At 49.5% G+C, this 17,417-nt stretch carries 16 protein-coding genes; 9 read left to right on the forward strand and 7 right to left on the reverse strand.

What is annotated here, in order from left to right; genetic code table 11:
* Positions 1–140: 140 nt before the first annotated feature.
* Both AC1S52_RS33465 and AC1S52_RS33470 read left to right on the forward strand, forming a co-directional pair.
* Positions 141–857, forward strand: coding sequence for a helix-turn-helix transcriptional regulator (locus tag AC1S52_RS33465; protein ID WP_482033384.1), 717 nt, complete (start codon positions 141–143; stop codon positions 855–857).
* Between the two features lie 309 nt (positions 858–1,166).
* Positions 1,167–2,567, forward strand: a complete 1,401-nt coding sequence (locus tag AC1S52_RS33470) for a serine/threonine protein kinase (RefSeq protein WP_482033385.1) — start codon at positions 1,167–1,169, stop codon at positions 2,565–2,567.
* Between the two features lie 68 nt (positions 2,568–2,635).
* Here the strand turns inward: AC1S52_RS33470 and AC1S52_RS33475 are convergent, their stop codons facing one another.
* Positions 2,636–4,012, reverse strand: a complete 1,377-nt coding sequence (locus AC1S52_RS33475; protein WP_482033386.1) for a hypothetical protein — start codon at positions 4,010–4,012, stop codon at positions 2,636–2,638.
* 170 nt (positions 4,013–4,182) lie between these two features.
* On the opposite strand from AC1S52_RS33475, the gene AC1S52_RS33480 reads away from it, so the two are divergent.
* From AC1S52_RS33480 to AC1S52_RS33490, 3 genes are read left to right on the forward strand one after another with little or no spacing between them, the layout of a single operon-like run.
* Positions 4,183–4,716, forward strand: a complete 534-nt coding sequence (locus AC1S52_RS33480) for an SRPBCC domain-containing protein (protein WP_482033387.1) — start codon at positions 4,183–4,185, stop codon at positions 4,714–4,716.
* Between the two features lie 13 nt (positions 4,717–4,729).
* Positions 4,730–5,287, forward strand: a complete 558-nt coding sequence (locus tag AC1S52_RS33485) for a zinc ribbon domain-containing protein (protein ID WP_482033388.1) — start codon at positions 4,730–4,732, stop codon at positions 5,285–5,287.
* A gap of 31 nt (positions 5,288–5,318) precedes the next feature.
* Positions 5,319–7,607 carry a transglutaminase family protein gene (locus tag AC1S52_RS33490; RefSeq protein WP_482033389.1) on the forward strand — a complete coding sequence of 763 codons (2,289 nt, stop codon included), beginning with the start codon at positions 5,319–5,321 and terminating at the stop codon, positions 7,605–7,607.
* 563 nt (positions 7,608–8,170) lie between these two features.
* Here AC1S52_RS33490 and AC1S52_RS33495 read toward each other — a convergent pair.
* The 3 genes from AC1S52_RS33495 to AC1S52_RS33505 are packed head-to-tail and all read right to left on the reverse strand — an operon-like array spanning position 8,171 to position 10,328.
* Positions 8,171–8,824 carry an SDR family NAD(P)-dependent oxidoreductase gene (locus AC1S52_RS33495; RefSeq protein ID WP_482033390.1) on the reverse strand — a complete coding sequence of 218 codons (654 nt, stop codon included), beginning with the start codon at positions 8,822–8,824 and terminating at the stop codon, positions 8,171–8,173.
* Positions 8,825–8,851: 27 nt separating this feature from the next.
* Entirely contained in the window at positions 8,852–9,403 is a 552-nt protein-coding gene (locus AC1S52_RS33500) for an antibiotic biosynthesis monooxygenase (protein ID WP_482033391.1), read from the reverse strand.
* Positions 9,404–9,407: 4 nt separating this feature from the next.
* The gene (locus AC1S52_RS33505; RefSeq protein WP_482033392.1) at positions 9,408–10,328 is read right to left on the reverse strand and encodes an SMP-30/gluconolactonase/LRE family protein; all 921 of its coding nucleotides are present in this window, start codon (positions 10,326–10,328) and stop codon (positions 9,408–9,410) included.
* A gap of 159 nt (positions 10,329–10,487) precedes the next feature.
* Here AC1S52_RS33505 and AC1S52_RS33510 point away from each other — a divergent pair, with 159 nt between their 5' ends.
* From AC1S52_RS33510 to AC1S52_RS33520, 3 genes are all read left to right on the forward strand, one after another.
* Positions 10,488–11,429: a LysR family transcriptional regulator gene (locus tag AC1S52_RS33510; protein WP_482033393.1), complete on the forward strand. Its 942-nt coding sequence runs from the start codon at positions 10,488–10,490 to the stop codon at positions 11,427–11,429.
* Between the two features lie 672 nt (positions 11,430–12,101).
* On the forward strand, positions 12,102–12,593 hold the full coding sequence (locus AC1S52_RS33515; protein WP_482033394.1) for a type II toxin-antitoxin system VapC family toxin: 492 nt from the start codon (positions 12,102–12,104) through the stop codon (positions 12,591–12,593).
* A 352-nt stretch (positions 12,594–12,945) separates the two neighbouring features.
* Positions 12,946–13,263, forward strand: coding sequence for a hypothetical protein (locus AC1S52_RS33520; protein WP_482033395.1), 318 nt, complete (start codon positions 12,946–12,948; stop codon positions 13,261–13,263).
* A 9-nt stretch (positions 13,264–13,272) separates the two neighbouring features.
* Here the strand turns inward: AC1S52_RS33520 and AC1S52_RS33525 are convergent, their stop codons facing one another.
* Positions 13,273–13,740, reverse strand: coding sequence for an IS110 family transposase (locus AC1S52_RS33525; RefSeq protein WP_482033396.1), 468 nt, complete (start codon positions 13,738–13,740; stop codon positions 13,273–13,275).
* A gap of 590 nt (positions 13,741–14,330) precedes the next feature.
* Between AC1S52_RS33525 and AC1S52_RS33530 the strand changes: the two genes are divergently transcribed.
* Positions 14,331–15,812, forward strand: a complete 1,482-nt coding sequence (locus AC1S52_RS33530) for a PAS domain-containing sensor histidine kinase (protein WP_482033397.1) — start codon at positions 14,331–14,333, stop codon at positions 15,810–15,812.
* A 428-nt stretch (positions 15,813–16,240) separates the two neighbouring features.
* On the opposite strand, the gene AC1S52_RS33535 is transcribed toward AC1S52_RS33530, so the two are convergent.
* Entirely contained in the window at positions 16,241–17,176 is a 936-nt protein-coding gene (locus AC1S52_RS33535; RefSeq protein ID WP_482033398.1) for a hypothetical protein, read from the reverse strand.
* A gap of 65 nt (positions 17,177–17,241) precedes the next feature.
* Complete coding sequence (locus AC1S52_RS33540; RefSeq protein ID WP_482033399.1) at positions 17,242–17,397, reverse strand: hypothetical protein; 156 nt, start codon at positions 17,395–17,397, stop codon at positions 17,242–17,244.
* Positions 17,398–17,417: the final 20 nt, after the last annotated feature.

A 17,417-nucleotide genomic window follows, 5' to 3' on the forward strand; every position in this document is an offset into this window, starting at 1 on the left:
GATTCTGCTCATCCTCCAATCAAATCGGTATGACATTGTCTCGCTAGCCGCTACTAGGCGAGATCGACACCCCAGACTTGCGGTAAAAACTCCAGCTACCGTTGCGGTTTCGTTCATCTATGAATGTGCATCTTCCCTCCATGCCTGAGGTTCCGTATTCCTTTATCCGAGTCAGGATTCAGTTTTTGCCACCCGCGGATGCGATCGCCCAATCACTACCTGAAGCGCATTGCAACGACAAAAACACTGACATCTTAGTTTGCAAACGTCTACTTAGCCCCCGTGTGTTTATGCTTACTCAATCTAGCCATTTTCAACTGTCTCCCAATCCCAACTCCGTTCTGTTGCAAGGTGTGCTTGAAAGCCTCCTGGACGGGATTTTGATCCTCACGTCGCAAGGTGAGCAAATTTACATCAACGATGCCGCTCACCGCATTTGTCAGCAGCTAAACCAGGGCAAAACTGGGATTCCGAGAGAAATCTGGCGAGTCTGTCAGGCGTTAATTGAAAGCCTCAGCCTCTACTCCAATCGCTCAGTCATGATTGAGTCAGAAATTGCGTTGAGCAAGTCTGAACTATTTCGAGTGCGAGTCCGCTGGCTCCCCTTAGAAGATGCCCACCGTCCCCATGTAGTTGTGCTGATGGAAGATTGCAGCCAGTCACTCCAGAGCCGAGCGATCGCCGAAGTTCAGCAATACGGACTAACCCCCCGGCAAGCGGAAGTATGGCTTCTACACCGCATGGGCAGCAGCTATCAAGAAATTGCCAAAGAGCTTTATATCAGCCCCAACACTGTTAAGAAACACATCAAAGACATCCACGTCAAGAGACAGGAAGCTTTAGAAAGGGAGAGTTGAGAGTTGAAAGTTTTGAGTTGAAAGTTTTGAGTTGAGAGTTTTACGGGTGGACACCCTTGAAAGTTTATATACAGCGGTTCTCATGCTGATGCTGTACAGGCTGGTGGTTTGTTATGAGTCATTAGTCCTTTGTGGGCGACCAATGACCAATGACCAATGACCAAAAACCTCCCAGACCTTCCAAAAACCTCGGAGGTCTACGTCTGACTTCCCTCACTCACAACTCTTTTCACTCTCAACTCTCAACTCCTCCCCCCTTCCCCTCCTTCCCCAAAGTTGTATGATCAACTCACTTGTTACTTCACTCTCATGGCAACACTGGTTGGAAGGCATTTACAGAACGGGAAGTACACCGTTAAACAGGAACTGGGGCGGGGGGGCTTTGGAGTCACTTACCTGGTTTCCCTACATGCGCTGGCGCAGACCGTCGTGATTAAAACGCTGGACGAGTCGTTTCGTCTGAATCCTAATTTTGCACGATCGCAACGGCAGTTTCAGGATGAAGCCAAACGGTTGGCGTTATGCATCCACCCCAATATTGTGCGGGTGCTGGATTTCTTCACCGAGGAAGGACTGCCCTTCATTGTGATGGAGTATGTTCCCGGTCCTACCCTGGATACGGTGGTTTTGCCCAATTCCCCTCTACCGGAAGCAAGCGCCATCCATTACATTCAGCAGATTGGGGCAGCCTTGAAAGTGGTGCATCTGAATGGGTTGCTCCACCGCGATGTGAAACCACAGAATATTATTCTGCGGCAGGGAACCGACCAGGTTGTATTGATTGACTTTGGGATTGCACGGGAATTTTCTCCTGGTGCAACCCAAACCCATACAGGCTTGGTTTCGCCTGGTTATGCGCCGATTGAGCAGTATTTGCCCCAGGAGAAAAGAACCCCGGCAACGGATGTTTACGGGCTAGCTGCCACCCTTTACACCCTGCTAACGGCTGAGGTTCCAGTGGCTTCTGTTTTGCGCGATCGCCAACCCCTGGTTGCTCCCCTCGATTTACGCCCTGACCTGAGTGCTGCTACGAATCAGGCAATCATTTGGGGCATGGCAGTGGAACCCCGCGATCGCCCCGCCAGTGTGGATGAATGGCTAAGACTCCTCCCCGATCCCCAGCAGATGCACCCGTCCGGTGCCGTTAAATCAACCACTCGAAGCGCCACGATCCCAGTCAGTCCCGCCTATGCAGCCAGGTCCAGACCAGCCAGATCCAGCCCAGCCCGTCCCAGACCAGACCCAGACGTTTCTTCCAGTTCTAACAACCTGGGTTGGGCACTATTGCCCATTGCCCTGCTGAGCTTTGCTGCGGCTTTAGCCGTAGGAATCCTTTTATTTAGACCCCAACTATTTCCATCACCTTCTGTGCCAGAGACCGATCAGGGACCGACCGATCAGTCACCATCCCCCCCCGTTCCATCCCCGTCTCCTAGCATTCCCACCCCCACTCCCACGCCTACCCCCACTCCCACGGAGACACCAACCCCATCCCCTGAACCCCCTACTCCCACCCCCACGCCCACGTCTACTCCCACGGAGCCAGAACCCTCACCCCCCACGGATAGACTGACTCCCCCCCCGGAAGCGCCCCAACCTGAGCAGCCAGAACCCAAAGCAACAGAACAACCCCAGGAAACCGACCAGAAGCCAGGAGAACCCCCGCAAGAAGTCGAGCAGCCTGGGGCAGAAGCGGGAAGGAGTCAGTAGGGAGGGGATAGGTGTCAGGTGTCAGGTGTCAGGTGCTACCCCCTCACGCCTCCACCCATCCCATTCCCTTACTGACCTGCCGAGATAGTGTTACAGCTTGGTCCAGCCAGGACTCCACGGGCAACTTCCGGTCCTTTAGCCGCAACGTCGATGGTTCCTACGGCTAACCGTTGGTTGAGGGTCACGGCAAACTCACCCTGGCGGAACCTGTCTCCCGGTTCCCATTTGATCCCTCTGATGCGGGCATTAGGATCGGGGTTGACCAGTTTTCCTTTAGGTGTGGCACTGACCACTTGGGCACAGGTGGGCAGTCCCAAAACCCAATTGCTCAGATCTCTAGCTCTGGGCAACTCTTCTACCTGATAACGCCAGGTCGAGGTGCTGCTGCCATAGGAAACCCCTAGAAATGTCAGGCGGAAGCCGTTTGCCAGGGTCACTGCTTGCCCGCCACTGGTTTGCACCACGCTTCCTGCTGTGGAAGTCGATGTGGTTGAGTTGATTGTGCTAATTTGCTGAACATTGGTGATTTGGGTAATCGACTGATAGCGGTGAACCACATCCTGAAGAACGACCTGTTGACCACCGTAGTTCGCATGGGCAACGGTTTTTAACTCCAGTCTTGACCAATCCACATTCCCCAGCCGCAAGTCCCGAATGGGAATCACAACGGGTGCCAGGTTGACCCGTCCGGCAGAATTTGCGATCAGTTGGGTTGCGGTGGTGCGGTAGACGGATACCCAGTTATTATTGCGCCGTGCAAAAACTTCGTAGAAGGCTGCCGCAGAATTGGTCGCAGGTTTATCTAGAACATCCAATTGCATTACCAAGGCATCCCGGCTAACCAGGCGGGCAACTTTCAATAATCCTTTCCAGTTATTTCGTCTGGCACTGCGAACGGCACCATTGTAACCAACCACGACTCGCTGGGTTGCTTTGTAAACAGTGACCACACTTTCAGTGGTCATGGTTGAGTAACCGGGGCGTCCCCCCAGGAAAGTAAACGTCCAGGAGTCGCCATTGTCAACGCAGGGTGCCTGGTTTGCGGGTCCGTGCATGGAGTTTTCTGCCCGGTACCGCCGCAGTCCACCATTGGCTTCCTCAGCGGCTTGGCGAGCCAGGTTTTTAGCCCGGTTCAGATCAATTCGGACTGAACGACCTCGTTGCTTTTTATCGTCATCGTCATCATCATCGTCGTCATCGTCATCGTCATCGTCTCTCCCTGCAATCAGCCAACCTGACTGAGTTGAACTGTTTAATGTATTAGAAGAAAATGTATTAGCAACGGATTGAGTTGTGGCTTGAGGCTGAACCTTTAAATTGCCAGCCATATTTTCTGACTTTGATGGCAGCAAGGCACTGGCGGAAGCCGGAATAGCAGAGAGAATTGCAAGGCTGGCAGCCAGTGTGCTCTTGCCCAGGATTGAGATTACAGGTGAACCTAGCATCAAAATTTTCTTTCTCCTTCAATTTGCAAACAGTTTCAGTTCAGTTGACCCGGTCGATGCTAAGTCAAAGATTTTTTTCATTGAGTGATTGTTCCATCTTGGGAAACTCTTGATGTTCCCTTTATAATTTCAGTGAGTTAACGTTTGTCATAATTACTGCGATTTAACCCATGACACTCGATCATTCAAGCCTTCAGCAGCGGATGTCCCTGATGCAGGGGTGGACAACTGAGGTGGTGATTAATGCGGCACGATCGCTCGTCTGGGAGCAAGTTACCAACTTTGAGGCATATCCAAACTGGAATCCTTTTGTGCTGGAGGCACATACCCAGTTTGAAGTTGGGAGAACAATCCATTTTTTAGAAGACCTGAAACAGTTTGGTCAACACTGGATTACTGCTCGCTTTTTAGCGATTGCCCCGCTTGATTTTTTTGTCTGGCAGGGGCATTTTGGGGCACCTTTTCTGTTCACAGTACGTCACTCATTTATTTTTGAAGCGATCGCTGACCACCAAACTCGATTTATCCAGAAACACGAAAACTCTGGGCTACTCATTCCTTATTTAGCCTGGAGGGGTGTTTATTCTGTGAGCTATCAAGGTTATCTTGATTACAATCAAGCGCTGAAAGAACAGTGTGAGAGTAGGTTTGCCAATTCACAGAATCTGACACCTGGCACCTACTACCTACCACCTACCACCTGACACAGGAGGTTTTATGGCTTACGAGTGTGAATTGGACAATGGGCAACGGATCCACCTGGATAATCTGAGCACTCAGACAACGGTGACGGTTTCTAGCAGCAGTCCTGGTCAACAGCAGCAATCAAGCTGTGGATTTCAAACGGGAAGTTGGACAGCCGCTCCGGAGGTTACCCAAACGGCTACTGGGGCTGTGATTAAAATTACGACGGCTGAGGGAGAGCGGTTTATCCAGATTCAAGGCTATAGCGTCAATATGATGGGTGGCTTCCATTCCGGCTCTGGGTTTCAGCAAATGCAAACCGCTTCCAGCGGGTCATCCGCTTCCATACCTCCTGCAAAACCGATGGAATCCATGAAACCCATGAAACCCATGAAACCGATGGAACCGATGAAAATGGGTGATATGCAGATGGGCATGAACCCCATGGAACTGCGCATGGGTGACATGGAAATGCGGATGGGTTCTAATGCCCCTCAGTCTGCGGCGACACGGCGGTTCTGTAGCCAATGTGGCGTGGCGGTTAAGGAGGACGATCGCTTTTGCTCCAGTTGCGGGCATCAGCTTGGTTAGGCAGGCACTCCATTAAGCAACCTTACACCCGATGAAGCAACCCTACACAGAGGAACAGTGGCTAAGAATTGATGCGATCGGCAAGGCTGTCGATCAACGGCTGCAAGCGCTGGAAGTTGGACTGACGATGGGAGGAGAGCCAACTTTTATTTCAGTTGATGATTTTGAGTCGGCGCAATGGCGAATTGAGGCGTTGGGTGAGGACAAACGGCGGCTGGCAGGAGAGTTGCTGAAACGCCTGCAAGCCCGGTTCTCTGACGGGGGAGGACTGTTGCACTATGGGCAGGGCAAGTGGTATCCGGGAGAATCGCTCCCACGCTGGGCACTGGGATGCTACTGGCGTAGTGATGGGGTTCCTATCTGGCGGAATCCGGCGTGGATGGCAGACGATCGCAAGGATTACGGGCACACCTTAAAAGATGCCGAACAATTCATGCAATCGCTAGTCCACCGTTTGGGGGTGAGTCCCAGCGGGGTGCTACCAGCCTATGAGCCTAAAGCAGAGGAAATTGCCGGATTCATCCTCCCCCTGTTGCCGGTGTTCAGAAATCGTCAACTACATTGGAGTACCTGCCGCTGGACATGGGCTGACTCTGCCAATGATGGACGGCTCTTGCTGTTTGCCGGAGACTCAGCCATTGGCTACCGGATCCCACTGCAAGCGATCGCCCATCCCGATGATCTGGAAGAAGAGGCGATCGTCCCCCTGAACGCCCCACCCCACTCCGTTCGGCTGAGCGCTCACGTCGAAGCCCCCCAAAAGTCTCCCGACAACTCCATCCGTGTTGCCCTGGGCATCGAAGCCCGTCAGGGAACCGTTCACATTTTCCTGCCTCCCCTCAGTTCTGCGGCAAGCCTGGTCGATTTAATCGCTGCCATTGAAGATACGGCTGAAGCAACCACGACTCCAGTTCGGATTGAGGGTTACACCCCACCGGGCAATCAGGGCATCCTGGGGTTTCAAATCACTCCCGATCCCGGTGTTATTGAGGTCAACATTCATCCTGCCGAAAGTTGGGAAGACCTGGTCACCATCCACCAGGTTCTCTATGAAGAGGCGCGGCAGTGTCGCTTATGTCCTGAAAAGTATGCGGTTGATGGTCGCAGACTTAGTACGGGAGGAGGTGCCCACATTACAATTGGCGGTCAAACAACCCCCCAAAGCCCTTTGCTGCGTCGCCCTGATTTACTCCGCAGCCTGCTTACCTACTGGCAGCACCATCCTGGACTTTCCTATCTGTTTTCTGACCAGTTTGTTGGACCTACCAGCCAATCGCCTCGGGTCGATGAAGCCCGCCATGAAAGTCTGTATGAACTGGAACTGGCGTTTCAAGCTCTGCAACCAGGGCAAGATATCGCTCCTGAATTAGTCGATCGCCTCCTGCGAAATCTGTTGATTGATGTCACCGGCAATACCCACCGGGCTGAGTTTTGTATTGACAAGCTGTTTCCAGTGGACAAGCTAAGAATGCAGTTGGGCTTACTGGAATTTCGGGCAATCTCAATGCCCCCCCATGAGCAACTGCGATCGCTACAACTGCTACTCCTTCGGGCGTTGATTGCCTGGTTCTGGGAACATCCCTACATGCGTGATTTAATCCGCTGGGGAACCACCCTGCACGATCGCTTTCTACTGCCTCACTACATTGCCACCGATTTAAAGTCAGTCATCACCGATCTGCACCAGGTAGGGTTCCCGTTTGAGTTTGAATGGTTTCTGCCCTTTTTGGAATTTCGCTTTCCCAAATATGGTGAAATCACGGCACAGGTTCCGGGCGAGGGATCGGTTTGGTTGGAGTTGCGCCATGCGATCGAAATCTGGAATGTTCTGGGGGAAGAAACCACCAGCCGTGGCACTGCCCGCTATGTCGATTCCTCAATGGAACGGATTCAGGTCACACTGCGGGGCGCGATCGGTCATTCCTCCAATCTCCCCAGCACTTCATCCCGTTATGCGGTGACGTGCAACCATCGCCCAGTCCCGCTGCAATCAACAGGTGTGGCAGGGGAATACGTGGGGGCAGTACGCTTCCGGGCACGGCAGTTTGGCACACCGATGCATCCCATCCTGGAACCCCATGCTCCCCTGGTATTTGAGGTGGTCGATCGCTGGCAGAACCAGGCGATCTCCGCCTGCACTTACCATGTCAACCATCCCAGTGGGACATTTTACGAAGCATTGCCAGTGACAGCGGCAGAAGCCGCATCCCGAATGAAAGAACGGTTCATCATTCATTCCTCCACCGCTGCACAAACGTCCTTACCGCCCTTACAGATTTGCTCAGAATACCCGCTAACCCTGGATCTACGCCGTGTTTAGGTGATTTCCCAAAAAGAACTGAGGAAATTTCAATCACAGAGAATACCAATATCGGGCAGCATGGGCTACGCTACGCTAACCTACGAAGTCAGGGGTAAATGCTTCTTCGCTGTTTGTCGAAGGCGCGATCGAGGGATCTGAGGCAAGAGGGGTCAGGGATTGGGCTGGCACTGACCCAGCGATTAGTCAGGCTCAGTCTGGTCGAATTGAGGTAGAAAGTGAAGTGAGACGAGGCGGTACCTTTCGATTTTGCCTGCCGTTGGCTCAGGTTGGATGATCATAATGAAGCACCTGAGCCAGCAATTTCTTAGGAGGTGGCTACATAGAGATAAGTAGATGTACTGTGTATCTAATAATACATTTGATCGTCTCCGTAAGGAATCTGGAATTATGCGGAAAGATTCTCGCGAATCAGCTTAAATGGCGTATTATGCGGAAATAATCGGCATAAGTAGTAATTTGGGATCTTAGGCTGAATCATTCTGCCTATCCGCCCAATTTGGGATCTTAGACGGAAAAATTCCGTCTACTAATAGTTATCTTCAGAGGCTTAGCTAACTTACCTAATACACGACCTCATAATCTGCATTTTCAGCAGCATGGAGCTTCCAGTACTCTTCGGCAATGCGATCGCTGCTGTATTTAGGATCATCTCCATTCACTGTGCCGCAGATAGTGACTGTCCCGACTTTAATCGGTGAGTCTTTGAGGACCGCATGTAGCGTATGTGCCAAGACCCGAATTCCCGCCTTGCCAATGGAAAGCGACACAAAATCAGGTTGAGGATAGAGAGAAAATCCACCTCCCGTTAGCAAGATTGTGCCTCGCTGTTGCTGCTGCATGGCTGGCAAGACCGCTTGAATACACACCATTGCCCCCGCGACATTGGCTCGAAAGTCGTTCACGAGTGTGTTGTAGGTTGTTTGTAAGATGTTTTTCATCCGGGGCACGGCTGCGTTATAGATCAGCACGGCTGGGGTTCCCAATTGATTTTGAAGGTGGGTGAAGGCTGTCGTGAGTGCTGCTTCATCTCCGGCATCGGCCAGAAAGTAATGAGACGTAATCCCTTCGACTTGTAGTGTGGACTGGTAGCTCTTCAGTTTCTGCTCATTTCGGGCCAGCATGGCAATCACAAATCCTGCTTGAGCAAATCGACGAGCGATCGCCATGCCATTGCCTTCGCCCATGCCCACAATCATGCACAAGCCAGTCATCATGATTTCTCCTTGATGTCATTACAATGTTCAATGTTTGGGATACAACCACCACGCCAATAGCTTTGTCAGCCTTGGCATCACCACGTAGGTCATCAATGTGGTGGTTAGAAAAACGAGAATCAGTAGGCGTAGTACAGACGGTAGTTGCGCTAGCCAATCCATGGGAAGAACCGCAAAAAGCTGATTGATCCCAAAAATGACAAGGCCAGAAACCAGCACCATTTTGTAACGGGGCGGGGGCAACATTCCCGGCTTTGCGGACAGCGTGAACCAGGTTTCTAACCCGGTGATAATTGAGAATGTGCCAGTATCCACTGTGAGGTTGCGAGCTTGAGTCAGGAACCGCTGGCGCAAAGGGGAATGTTCCCACCGCTTCAAGTTTTCTAAGTGGTCAAACTTGAAAACAATGCGGTATTCGCTGTCGTCTTGATGACTCGGACGAAACACCGATGAACCTAAATAGCCTTCAAAGGTGCTGGCCGTGGTGATAATCTGCCCTAATAGTGCTTCAAATTCTTGCTCCTTGCTCCTTCTGACCCGCTGTACGACCTCCACTGTCACAGGGGGATCGGTGTGCATAGCTCTAGCCCTCGCTCAACAAAGGCGCGCCACTCACCCCAACGGCTAAACGAAGCACCTGTGCGGGTTCCACGCCAGATGCAGGGGGTAAGAACATCCCGCCGTTATTGATCACATACAAATCTGTGCCGTGAAAGGCGACCGCTGTGCAGCCCGTTACCCCTTGTTCAGCCTGGGCAATGATAGTAGTTTGGCGATTAGCCAAAGGCTGTGCTGCGAGATCACGGTCAATGCGAATCACACTGTTGTAAACATGGGTAGCGCCATAGAGATTGCCGTGACGATCAAAAGCAAAATCGTCAATGTTTGTTCCTTCTATGAAAATCTCTGGCTCCTGTGGGTGGAGGCTCTTATCCAACGGAATCCGCAATAGCAACATCCGTTGTGTATTAGACGCATAGAGACTGTTGCCAAATCGCTTCAAGCCATTGACGGCTGGAAATGTGCTGGACTGATCACTGCGAGCGAGGAGAGGATGCTCCAACCAGGGTTCAACGCTTTTGGTAACGACATCAAACGACCAGATGGCACCTCGATAGGAATCGGCCATCAGGTAATAGCGAGCAGACAATGGCGTGATGCCATTAAGAAATTGAGCTTCTGGCAGCGTTTGGAGGAACTGCACCTCACCATCCGATAGCACGGCAATAAAGGGGACGCTATCAGCATTCCAGCCATTGACAAGGAACTGATTGGACTCAATCCAGGCAATGCCGCTGACCTTCCCGCTCAGTTGAACGTACACCGTAAGGTTACCGTCTGGTTTTAGCTGGATGACTTCTCCAACTTCATGGTTGGTGAGATAAATATCCCCGGATGGGAGAATCGCCAAATTTTCCAGAAATGTATTGACCGGAAACGTTGCAATGGGCTGGGCAGGCTGCAAAGCAACAGGGGTATCAGCATAGATATCAGGCAATTGCATTGTTTCTACCTCAAAATCAATCAGTGGGCAATTGATACGGTTGATTTCTTCTATCAGTCATAGGAATTCTCACTTCTGCAACTAGAAAAACTGATTTAGCAGTAATGATAGTGGCATGATCAGGATAAATCAAATTGATTATAGAGATTTTTGACATCAATGAAATCGATTGACCTTGGCGCAGTTGATCTCAATCTCCTTGTTGCCTTTGAGGCTCTGTATATCCATCAAAGTGTTACCCTCGCCGCCCAGCGCATCCACATCGGACAGCCTGCCATGAGCGCGGCACTGGGGCGATTGAGATCGCTCTTGAATGATGACTTATTTGTGCGGGTGGGGCGAGACATGAAACCGACGGACAGAGCAGTGGCGATCGCTCCACAGGTGATCTCTGCTCTAGACACAATCCGAGCCACATTAGCTGACTTGCAAACCTTTGATCCGGACTCTTCACAGAAAACATTCACCGTTGCCACATCCGATTATTTTGCCAGCATGATTCTGCCAGTGTTGTTAAGTATTCTCAGGCATCAAGCCCCGCATGTTAATCTACAGTTGCTCCCGCTGGAAAAGGAATTACTGGTCAATTCCATCGAAAATGATAAATTTGATGTAGCCGTGGGTACGTTCGCTAATTTACCACCTTATATTCTTCAACAAACGCTTCTGTCAGAGCAGTTTGTTGGCATTGCCCGTAGTGGACATCCTGCGTTGAAGGATGGCGTTATGAGTCTAGAAAATTTTGTCGGTTTTCCCCATGCGTTGTTTACTTTGCGGCGAGATGATATTGGGATCATCGACCAAGCTCTGGCCAAGCAAGAGTTAAAACGACGTATCGCTCTTACGGTTCCCTACTGGTTTGCCTTACCTTCGGCGATCGCGTCTTCCGATCTGTTAGTAGCCATTCCCTCCTGCATGGCAATCCATGTTATTCAACACTATTCTCTCCAGTCGTTTGATATTCCACTTAATTTATCGTCTTGGTCAATATCAATGGTGTGGAGCACACTCAACAACCAGAATCCTGAAAACCTTTGGTTAAGACAGACAATTCAACGCGCTTGTCAAAGAATTGTCGAAGATCGAAATATCGATGATTGAGATAACAACCGCGTGTACCGGACTGACCGATGATCTTTCTGCTTCGTTCTAGATCCCTACAGTCGATCTTGTAGGGTGCGTTCCTGAATGCAACTCTTGCGACTCACTGATAGATTTTTGGGAACGCACCATGCTCATGCTTGAAGCAATCGATCGCTGCATAACCCCAATGCACACCGACCGTTGAGAGGCTATCTGTTGAAAGTTCAAGGCTACCTGCGGCGGGTGATGGGCAACGTTAGACCGCCGCAAGTTCGCCATGAAGAATATGCAACGATTATACATTTTGAAGCATTGAAGCATGAAAGAAACTTCTGACTCAGATAAACCAATTGCTGTCGAAGTGCTACTAAAAATGTATGAAACTAAGTACATGTTAGCCAAGCAAGCAGAAGATCAGAGAGCTACAATGAGTAATTCTCAGAAATCGAATTGCTCAACTCTGCCCACAAGCGCAATTATTGGAAATAGAAAAGGAATCAATCGATAAAAATTTGCAACGGAGTCCTTCCTTGGCAAAAGTCCCTACGTTACATCTTTGGATTGCTTTGCATTCTACTATTTGTCTGATGGGAACTTTATGTGTACTACTTGCCTTGCTTCAGTAAGCTGATTCTAAGCCCAATAGACGCGGGTTTGAACTAAAATGAAAAGGCTACCAGCCTAATTCATATGAGTGAAACGGTCTATATCGAAACCAGTATTTTGGGCTATCTCACAGCCAGATCAACCAAGGACTTGATCCTAGCTGCAAATATCGAGATTACAAAAGACTGGTGGGAATCTCGTCGAAATGCCTTTATCCTTTACGCTTCGGAGGCAGTTCTAGAGGAAGTAGCACAGGGAGATCTCGCGATCGCGGCTCAACGACTAGAGATTTTACGCGAGTTTCCCTTATTGGCGTTGAACCAAGACGTACAAGATTTAGCCGCCCAACTTCTGTCCCGGAGCAACCTGCCTCCGAAAGCAAGAGTTGACGCAATCCACATTGCGGCTGCAACCGTCCACGGCATGGATTACCTGCTAACGTGGAATTGTAAGCATATTGCCAATGCTCAAATTCAGGGAAAGTTGGCAGAGATTAGCCTCGATTTCGGCTATGTATTACCTGTTCTCTGCACACCCAATGAACTAATGGGAGATTTAGGTTATGTGGACAGATGAAATTGTCGAGGAGATCCACCGAATTCGTGAAGAGTATGCCAAGTCCTTCAACTATGATTTGGACGCAATTTTTGCGGATCTACGCAAAAAGGAAGCAGAAAGCGGCAGAGAAGTCGTAACCTTGTCGCGAAAGCCCGGTCTAACAACACGTTGGAGCGGACGGGCGAGAGATCTTGGTGGGGATGCAAAGGATACTAGCCACCGCTCAACTTAGCCGTTCTGCCGTCGCGCTTACTACTCTGAAACTACAACGCAAAAGTACACCTGATTTCGACCGTACTTTTTTAGCAGCCGCTTGAATGCGTTTGTTAAAATGCACTCGCAGAAGGTCAGATAGAAAAGGAAATCTTCAATGGCTGTGTTCGCTATTTTTACTTACGAAGTAAAGTCAGGCAGAATGAATGACTTCATGGCAAAACTTGGTGAAGCAGCCAGCCCCAAGTTCAATAGCGAGGTCATGCCTCAGTCCGTGCGTCTGTTCCGCAACGCTGTTCCCGGCCCCGATACAGATTCGCTCATTCTCGTTATTGAATACGCAGATATGGCCGCTTACGGCGCACGCACCGCTTTTGAGAATCAAAATACGGAGTGGAAGCAATTGTTCAGCAGCCAGCCGGATTCGCCGGAAGTCTTGCGCTCGGTTCAACTGCTCACCGAATTTAGCCCGTAATCAATTGTGTCAGGTTGTTTCTAACTGACTATCCGAGTTGTCAATGCTGTTTACATGTTCAGATTTGAATTGGCGCATCCGCCAGACCAGGGTTTTGAGGTATTTTACCAAGCATCGGTATTGGCGCATCTCAGGGGCTGGAACATAAACGGGGGTAATTTGCTCAAGGGCAGCGAGTTTGGCAAGTTTTAGCGCATCATCTTTGTCCGTCTTGCGTTTGACGTTACGCCACTGCCCTGCCTCTTGATTTGGGTTGGCAACCAAGACCTCATAGCCGTGCTCCTGGCAGATATCGTGAACCCAATTGCTGTTGGTACAGGTTTCAATGACCACCTTCTGGGACTGCTTCCGTTGCAGCATGTCCTCAATCAAACCTCGTTGCATTGCGATCGTCTCGTACTCAGCTTGATTGGTCTCAGTATCGAACAGACAAGCGACGCTCTTGAATTTTCCTAAGTCAATTGCGAGAATCTTCATACCAGCCTCCGAGATCTATCGTTAAGTAGAATGAAACGTCCTATAGCAATTCTCAGCTTTGTGAGGTACGTTTTTGCATTGGTCATTGGTCATTGGTCGCCCACAAAGGACTAAGGCCTAAGGACTCATAACAAACCACTAGCCTGTACCACATCAGCATGAGAACCGCTGTATCCTCAAAGGCATCGGAAGTTTCTTCTTGCCTCTCACGGCTTGCATAGATTCTCTCAACTTCTTGGGTAGAGGTTTGTTGCAATATGTTTACAGAGTTTTTAAGTTTTAATGAGGTTAGGTAGCATAGCTGAGATCTTGCACCATTCTCAATAAGGGTTCCCAAAGGAGACAAAATCTGAAAGAAAGGGCGTAGCAAAAGAAACTAGAAGACGGTCATGGAAACCATTCTTCAACACGCCCAGGAGCTAGTGTATAGCCTCCTCTGCTTGAGCTAAAATCAAACACCAGTAAAGGTCAATTGAATTAATTAAAAGTAATTCAATTAACCTTGAAACGGCTGGTGTCTTACCCCTGTGAAAAGCGCTGTAAATTAGCCCCTTTGCTGAAGCATCCATTCAGAATGAGAGCCATTTAAAATGAGTCTTTCTCCTGTGCCCCGTCCCCCTGTGAGAGTCCCCATCGCTACCAAAGTGGTGGGAGTGTATCTCATTGTTGGATGTTTGTGGATCTTCTTCTCAGACCGACTACTCAGCTACCTGACCTATCCTCCCGCTAACACATTGACCCAACTCCAAACTCTAAAAGGTTGGTTTTATGTCCTGGCGACCGCAGGGATGCTTTTTTGGCTGATCAATCGGGAGACGCAGGTTACTCGAATTGCCACTATCAGACTTAAAAACGCCCTTGAGGAACTACAGACTACTCAACGGACATTACAGGAACTCAATGCCCAATTAGAACACCGAGTCGTTGAGCGCACACTGGAACTACAAACCCTCAGCGATCGCTTGATGGAAGCCCAAGAAGTTGCCCATATTGGCAGTTGGGAATACGACATCTCTACTAATAAAGTTTTCTGGTCTAGCCAGATTTTTCAAATCTTTGGGCTAACACCTGAGCAACAAGAACCTGATTACGAATCGCACCTGGCGCAAAACTTCCCGCCTGAAGATGGGCAAAGGCTCAAGGAGTGTGTCAGGAGGGCATTAGAACAGGCAGAACCCTATGAGGTCGATGTCCAGATTATTCGCGCGGACGGCTCAACTGGATGGATACTCGCTAAGGGCAAACCTATCTTGAATGACCATCATCAGGTGGTGCGCTTAGTGGGAGTCGTTCTGGATATCACCGAACGGAAGGCGGTAGAGGTACAGCAACAGCTATTGAATCAGATGAAGGATGACTTTCTCAATACGGTATCCCATGAATTACGCTCTCCCCTAGCTAGTATCAAAATGGCGATCGAGATGGTTGAGCTGATGGTTGAACAGCTACTCCCTGTATCGACTCCGAGCACAGATGGTCACACCAAACAACAGCAGCTCCAGAGGTATTTAGGAATTCTGAGTGAACAGTGTGATCAGGAGCTTGAACTCGTCAATAACCTGCTGGACTTACAGCGATTGGAGGCAGAAAGGCTTCAGGTAAGCATTGCCCCCATTCATGTGATTGACTGGGCATCCAATATTGCAGCAGCCTTTGAAGGCAGGATGCAGGAACGGCAGCAACACTTACAAGTGCTTTTGCCCGATGAACTCCCACCCTTTAGTTCTGATATCGACATCTTGACTCGTGTCCTCAGGGAATTGATGACCAATGCCTGTAAATACACCGCACATGGAGAAACGATTACGGTTAAGGTTGGCTCATCAGCAGGGCATCTTCAATTAAAGGTCAGCAATAGTGGGGTTCAGATTGCTCAAGAGCAGTTAGAGCGCATCTTTGAGAAGTTCTATCGCATCCCTAAGAGTGACCATTGGAAGCAGGGTGGAACTGGCTTAGGGTTAGCGCTCATCAAGAAGCAGATAGAATATTTAGGGGGCATCCTGTGGGCTGAAAGTGATGAGTTGGGCGTTCATTTTGTGGCTAGGCTGCCACTAGATAGTGCCGGCAATTGAGTTGATAATTGGATGTAAGATCTGAGATAACATCAGGTATAGATATTGAGCAGGCTTTAAGAGTGGCAGAAGCTGCTGCTCAAGCAGCCGCAAAAAACTTTCTGAATTATTGGGACACAAGTTTTCTGTGCGTTCAAGATGGGACTGAAGAGCGATAGACAAAACAGAACAAACGCAGCAAACAACCCGGATGGAGTGGACTGCTGAAAGCTCCCGGTGATGTTGCAAAAGCTACTCGCAGCCGCTCAACCGGAATGTGAGCCCGCCAGGTTATTTGTTTGGGGTAACCGGGAGATACATGGTAGGCGCGATCGCCAGGTACACAAAGCTTTAGTAAAGCCCGTGAATTGACGATACTTTTTTCCGGTTAGCCACAAACAAGTCCCGTCTTTGTCCCGATTGGTCAGTTGAGCGTACCTAACAGGCGCTTAGGCCGGTAGCAGGATTGTACTAGCACCCGGCTCTTCCGAGAGAGGTTTCGTTTCAACCAGGGTTTTTGCGATCGCTCCGGCAAGTTCCCGATTTTTCCAGTAGTTGGTGTGTGCGCCCAAGGAGGTGAAGCCTGCCCAGACTGGCTTATCTTCTAACTGACAGCCTTCATTTTCGGGATTATGGTTGAACAGGTTTTGTAGAGGGTAGGCAATCAGGTCTTTGCGATCGTAGAAGTTTAACCAGACATGACCATTGCCCCGAATTGGATTATAAACGGCTTTAAATGGATCATTGTTATCCCACAGGGATCCTTGACGCAGCATAAATAACCCAATGGGGGAACCCAGGGTAAAAAAGTGGCAAAACCGTTCCTTAAGTAAGCGCTTGTCCTCCAGGCTGATTTCCATTTCAGGGTTAAGCTCGGTTACAAACAGTTCATCGTCTCTCAGCAACTTAAACAGATAATCAAACATGATGACTGTGCCAAGAGAATGGGAAATGATGCTGTAGGTCGCTTGTTCATGCTTGAGTGGCTCCTTAATCTGTTGCCAGATCTGTTGCCAAACCGTTCGACGAATCACATTTACATCTTCGGATACATAAGCGATTACATCTCCTACAAAAAACGTCGCAAAGTTACGCAACGGACGAAACAGAGAAATTTTTTGTTTAGCTAAATCTGGAAAGGCTTTGTTATAAATAGTTGCTTGAGCGAGATGAATTTGCTCTGTATGCCAGTCGGTGTAGATACGCTCAAACCTGTCACCAAATGCACCGTTACTGGTTTGAGCATAGGCTTGAGCCAGATTGTTCCACAGGGTTGTGTAACTATTTCTTTGTTCCTGTTCTGCCTGTTTATGAGCTACCTGCGATCGCTGGTTAGACTGCCGCTCACCAATCCCGTGGACAAAAATCAAGTAGTGCTTGGGCATGTATTTCTCCAAATAGATTTTGCGATTCGGGAACACAGGCTTTTTGTTTGTAATCTCAGACGATGTTACATTTTATCTTGACGGCTCCACCAGATCTTTGGCAGTACCCCAGCAGGGTACTCTTTCAATTGCCGCCAGCCTTTGGTTTTTAATGCCGATTTAAACGTACTTGTGGGCACATCAAAGTTCAGGAGGGGCTTGGCACTCGCGGATTGATTCACAAACTAATCCAGTAAATCTA

It is taken from the genome of Kovacikia sp. CALU 1929 (genome assembly GCF_056784235.1).

What these genes read in the sequence shown, in the direction of transcription:
- AC1S52_RS33515 (WP_482033394.1), top strand. Translation starts at nt 12,102, where the DNA reads ATGAGTGAAACGGTCTATATCGAAACCAGTATTTTGGGCTATCTCACA.
- AC1S52_RS33510 (WP_482033393.1), top strand. Translation starts at nt 10,488, where the DNA reads ATGAAATCGATTGACCTTGGCGCAGTTGATCTCAATCTCCTTGTTGCC.
- AC1S52_RS33520 (WP_482033395.1), top strand. Translation starts at nt 12,946, where the DNA reads ATGGCTGTGTTCGCTATTTTTACTTACGAAGTAAAGTCAGGCAGAATG.
- AC1S52_RS33505 (WP_482033392.1), bottom strand. Translation starts at nt 10,328, where the DNA reads ATGCAATTGCCTGATATCTATGCTGATACCCCTGTTGCTTTGCAGCCT.
- AC1S52_RS33535 (WP_482033398.1), bottom strand. Translation starts at nt 17,176, where the DNA reads ATGCCCAAGCACTACTTGATTTTTGTCCACGGGATTGGTGAGCGGCAG.
- AC1S52_RS33500 (WP_482033391.1), bottom strand. Translation starts at nt 9,403, where the DNA reads ATGCACACCGATCCCCCTGTGACAGTGGAGGTCGTACAGCGGGTCAGA.
- AC1S52_RS33475 (WP_482033386.1), bottom strand. Translation starts at nt 4,012, where the DNA reads ATGCTAGGTTCACCTGTAATCTCAATCCTGGGCAAGAGCACACTGGCT.
- AC1S52_RS33525 (WP_482033396.1), bottom strand. Translation starts at nt 13,740, where the DNA reads ATGAAGATTCTCGCAATTGACTTAGGAAAATTCAAGAGCGTCGCTTGT.
- AC1S52_RS33530 (WP_482033397.1), top strand. Translation starts at nt 14,331, where the DNA reads ATGAGTCTTTCTCCTGTGCCCCGTCCCCCTGTGAGAGTCCCCATCGCT.
- AC1S52_RS33490 (WP_482033389.1), top strand. Translation starts at nt 5,319, where the DNA reads ATGAAGCAACCCTACACAGAGGAACAGTGGCTAAGAATTGATGCGATC.
- AC1S52_RS33495 (WP_482033390.1), bottom strand. Translation starts at nt 8,824, where the DNA reads ATGATGACTGGCTTGTGCATGATTGTGGGCATGGGCGAAGGCAATGGC.
- AC1S52_RS33480 (WP_482033387.1), top strand. Translation starts at nt 4,183, where the DNA reads ATGACACTCGATCATTCAAGCCTTCAGCAGCGGATGTCCCTGATGCAG.
- AC1S52_RS33485 (WP_482033388.1), top strand. Translation starts at nt 4,730, where the DNA reads ATGGCTTACGAGTGTGAATTGGACAATGGGCAACGGATCCACCTGGAT.
- AC1S52_RS33465 (WP_482033384.1), top strand. Translation starts at nt 141, where the DNA reads ATGCCTGAGGTTCCGTATTCCTTTATCCGAGTCAGGATTCAGTTTTTG.
- AC1S52_RS33470 (WP_482033385.1), top strand. Translation starts at nt 1,167, where the DNA reads ATGGCAACACTGGTTGGAAGGCATTTACAGAACGGGAAGTACACCGTT.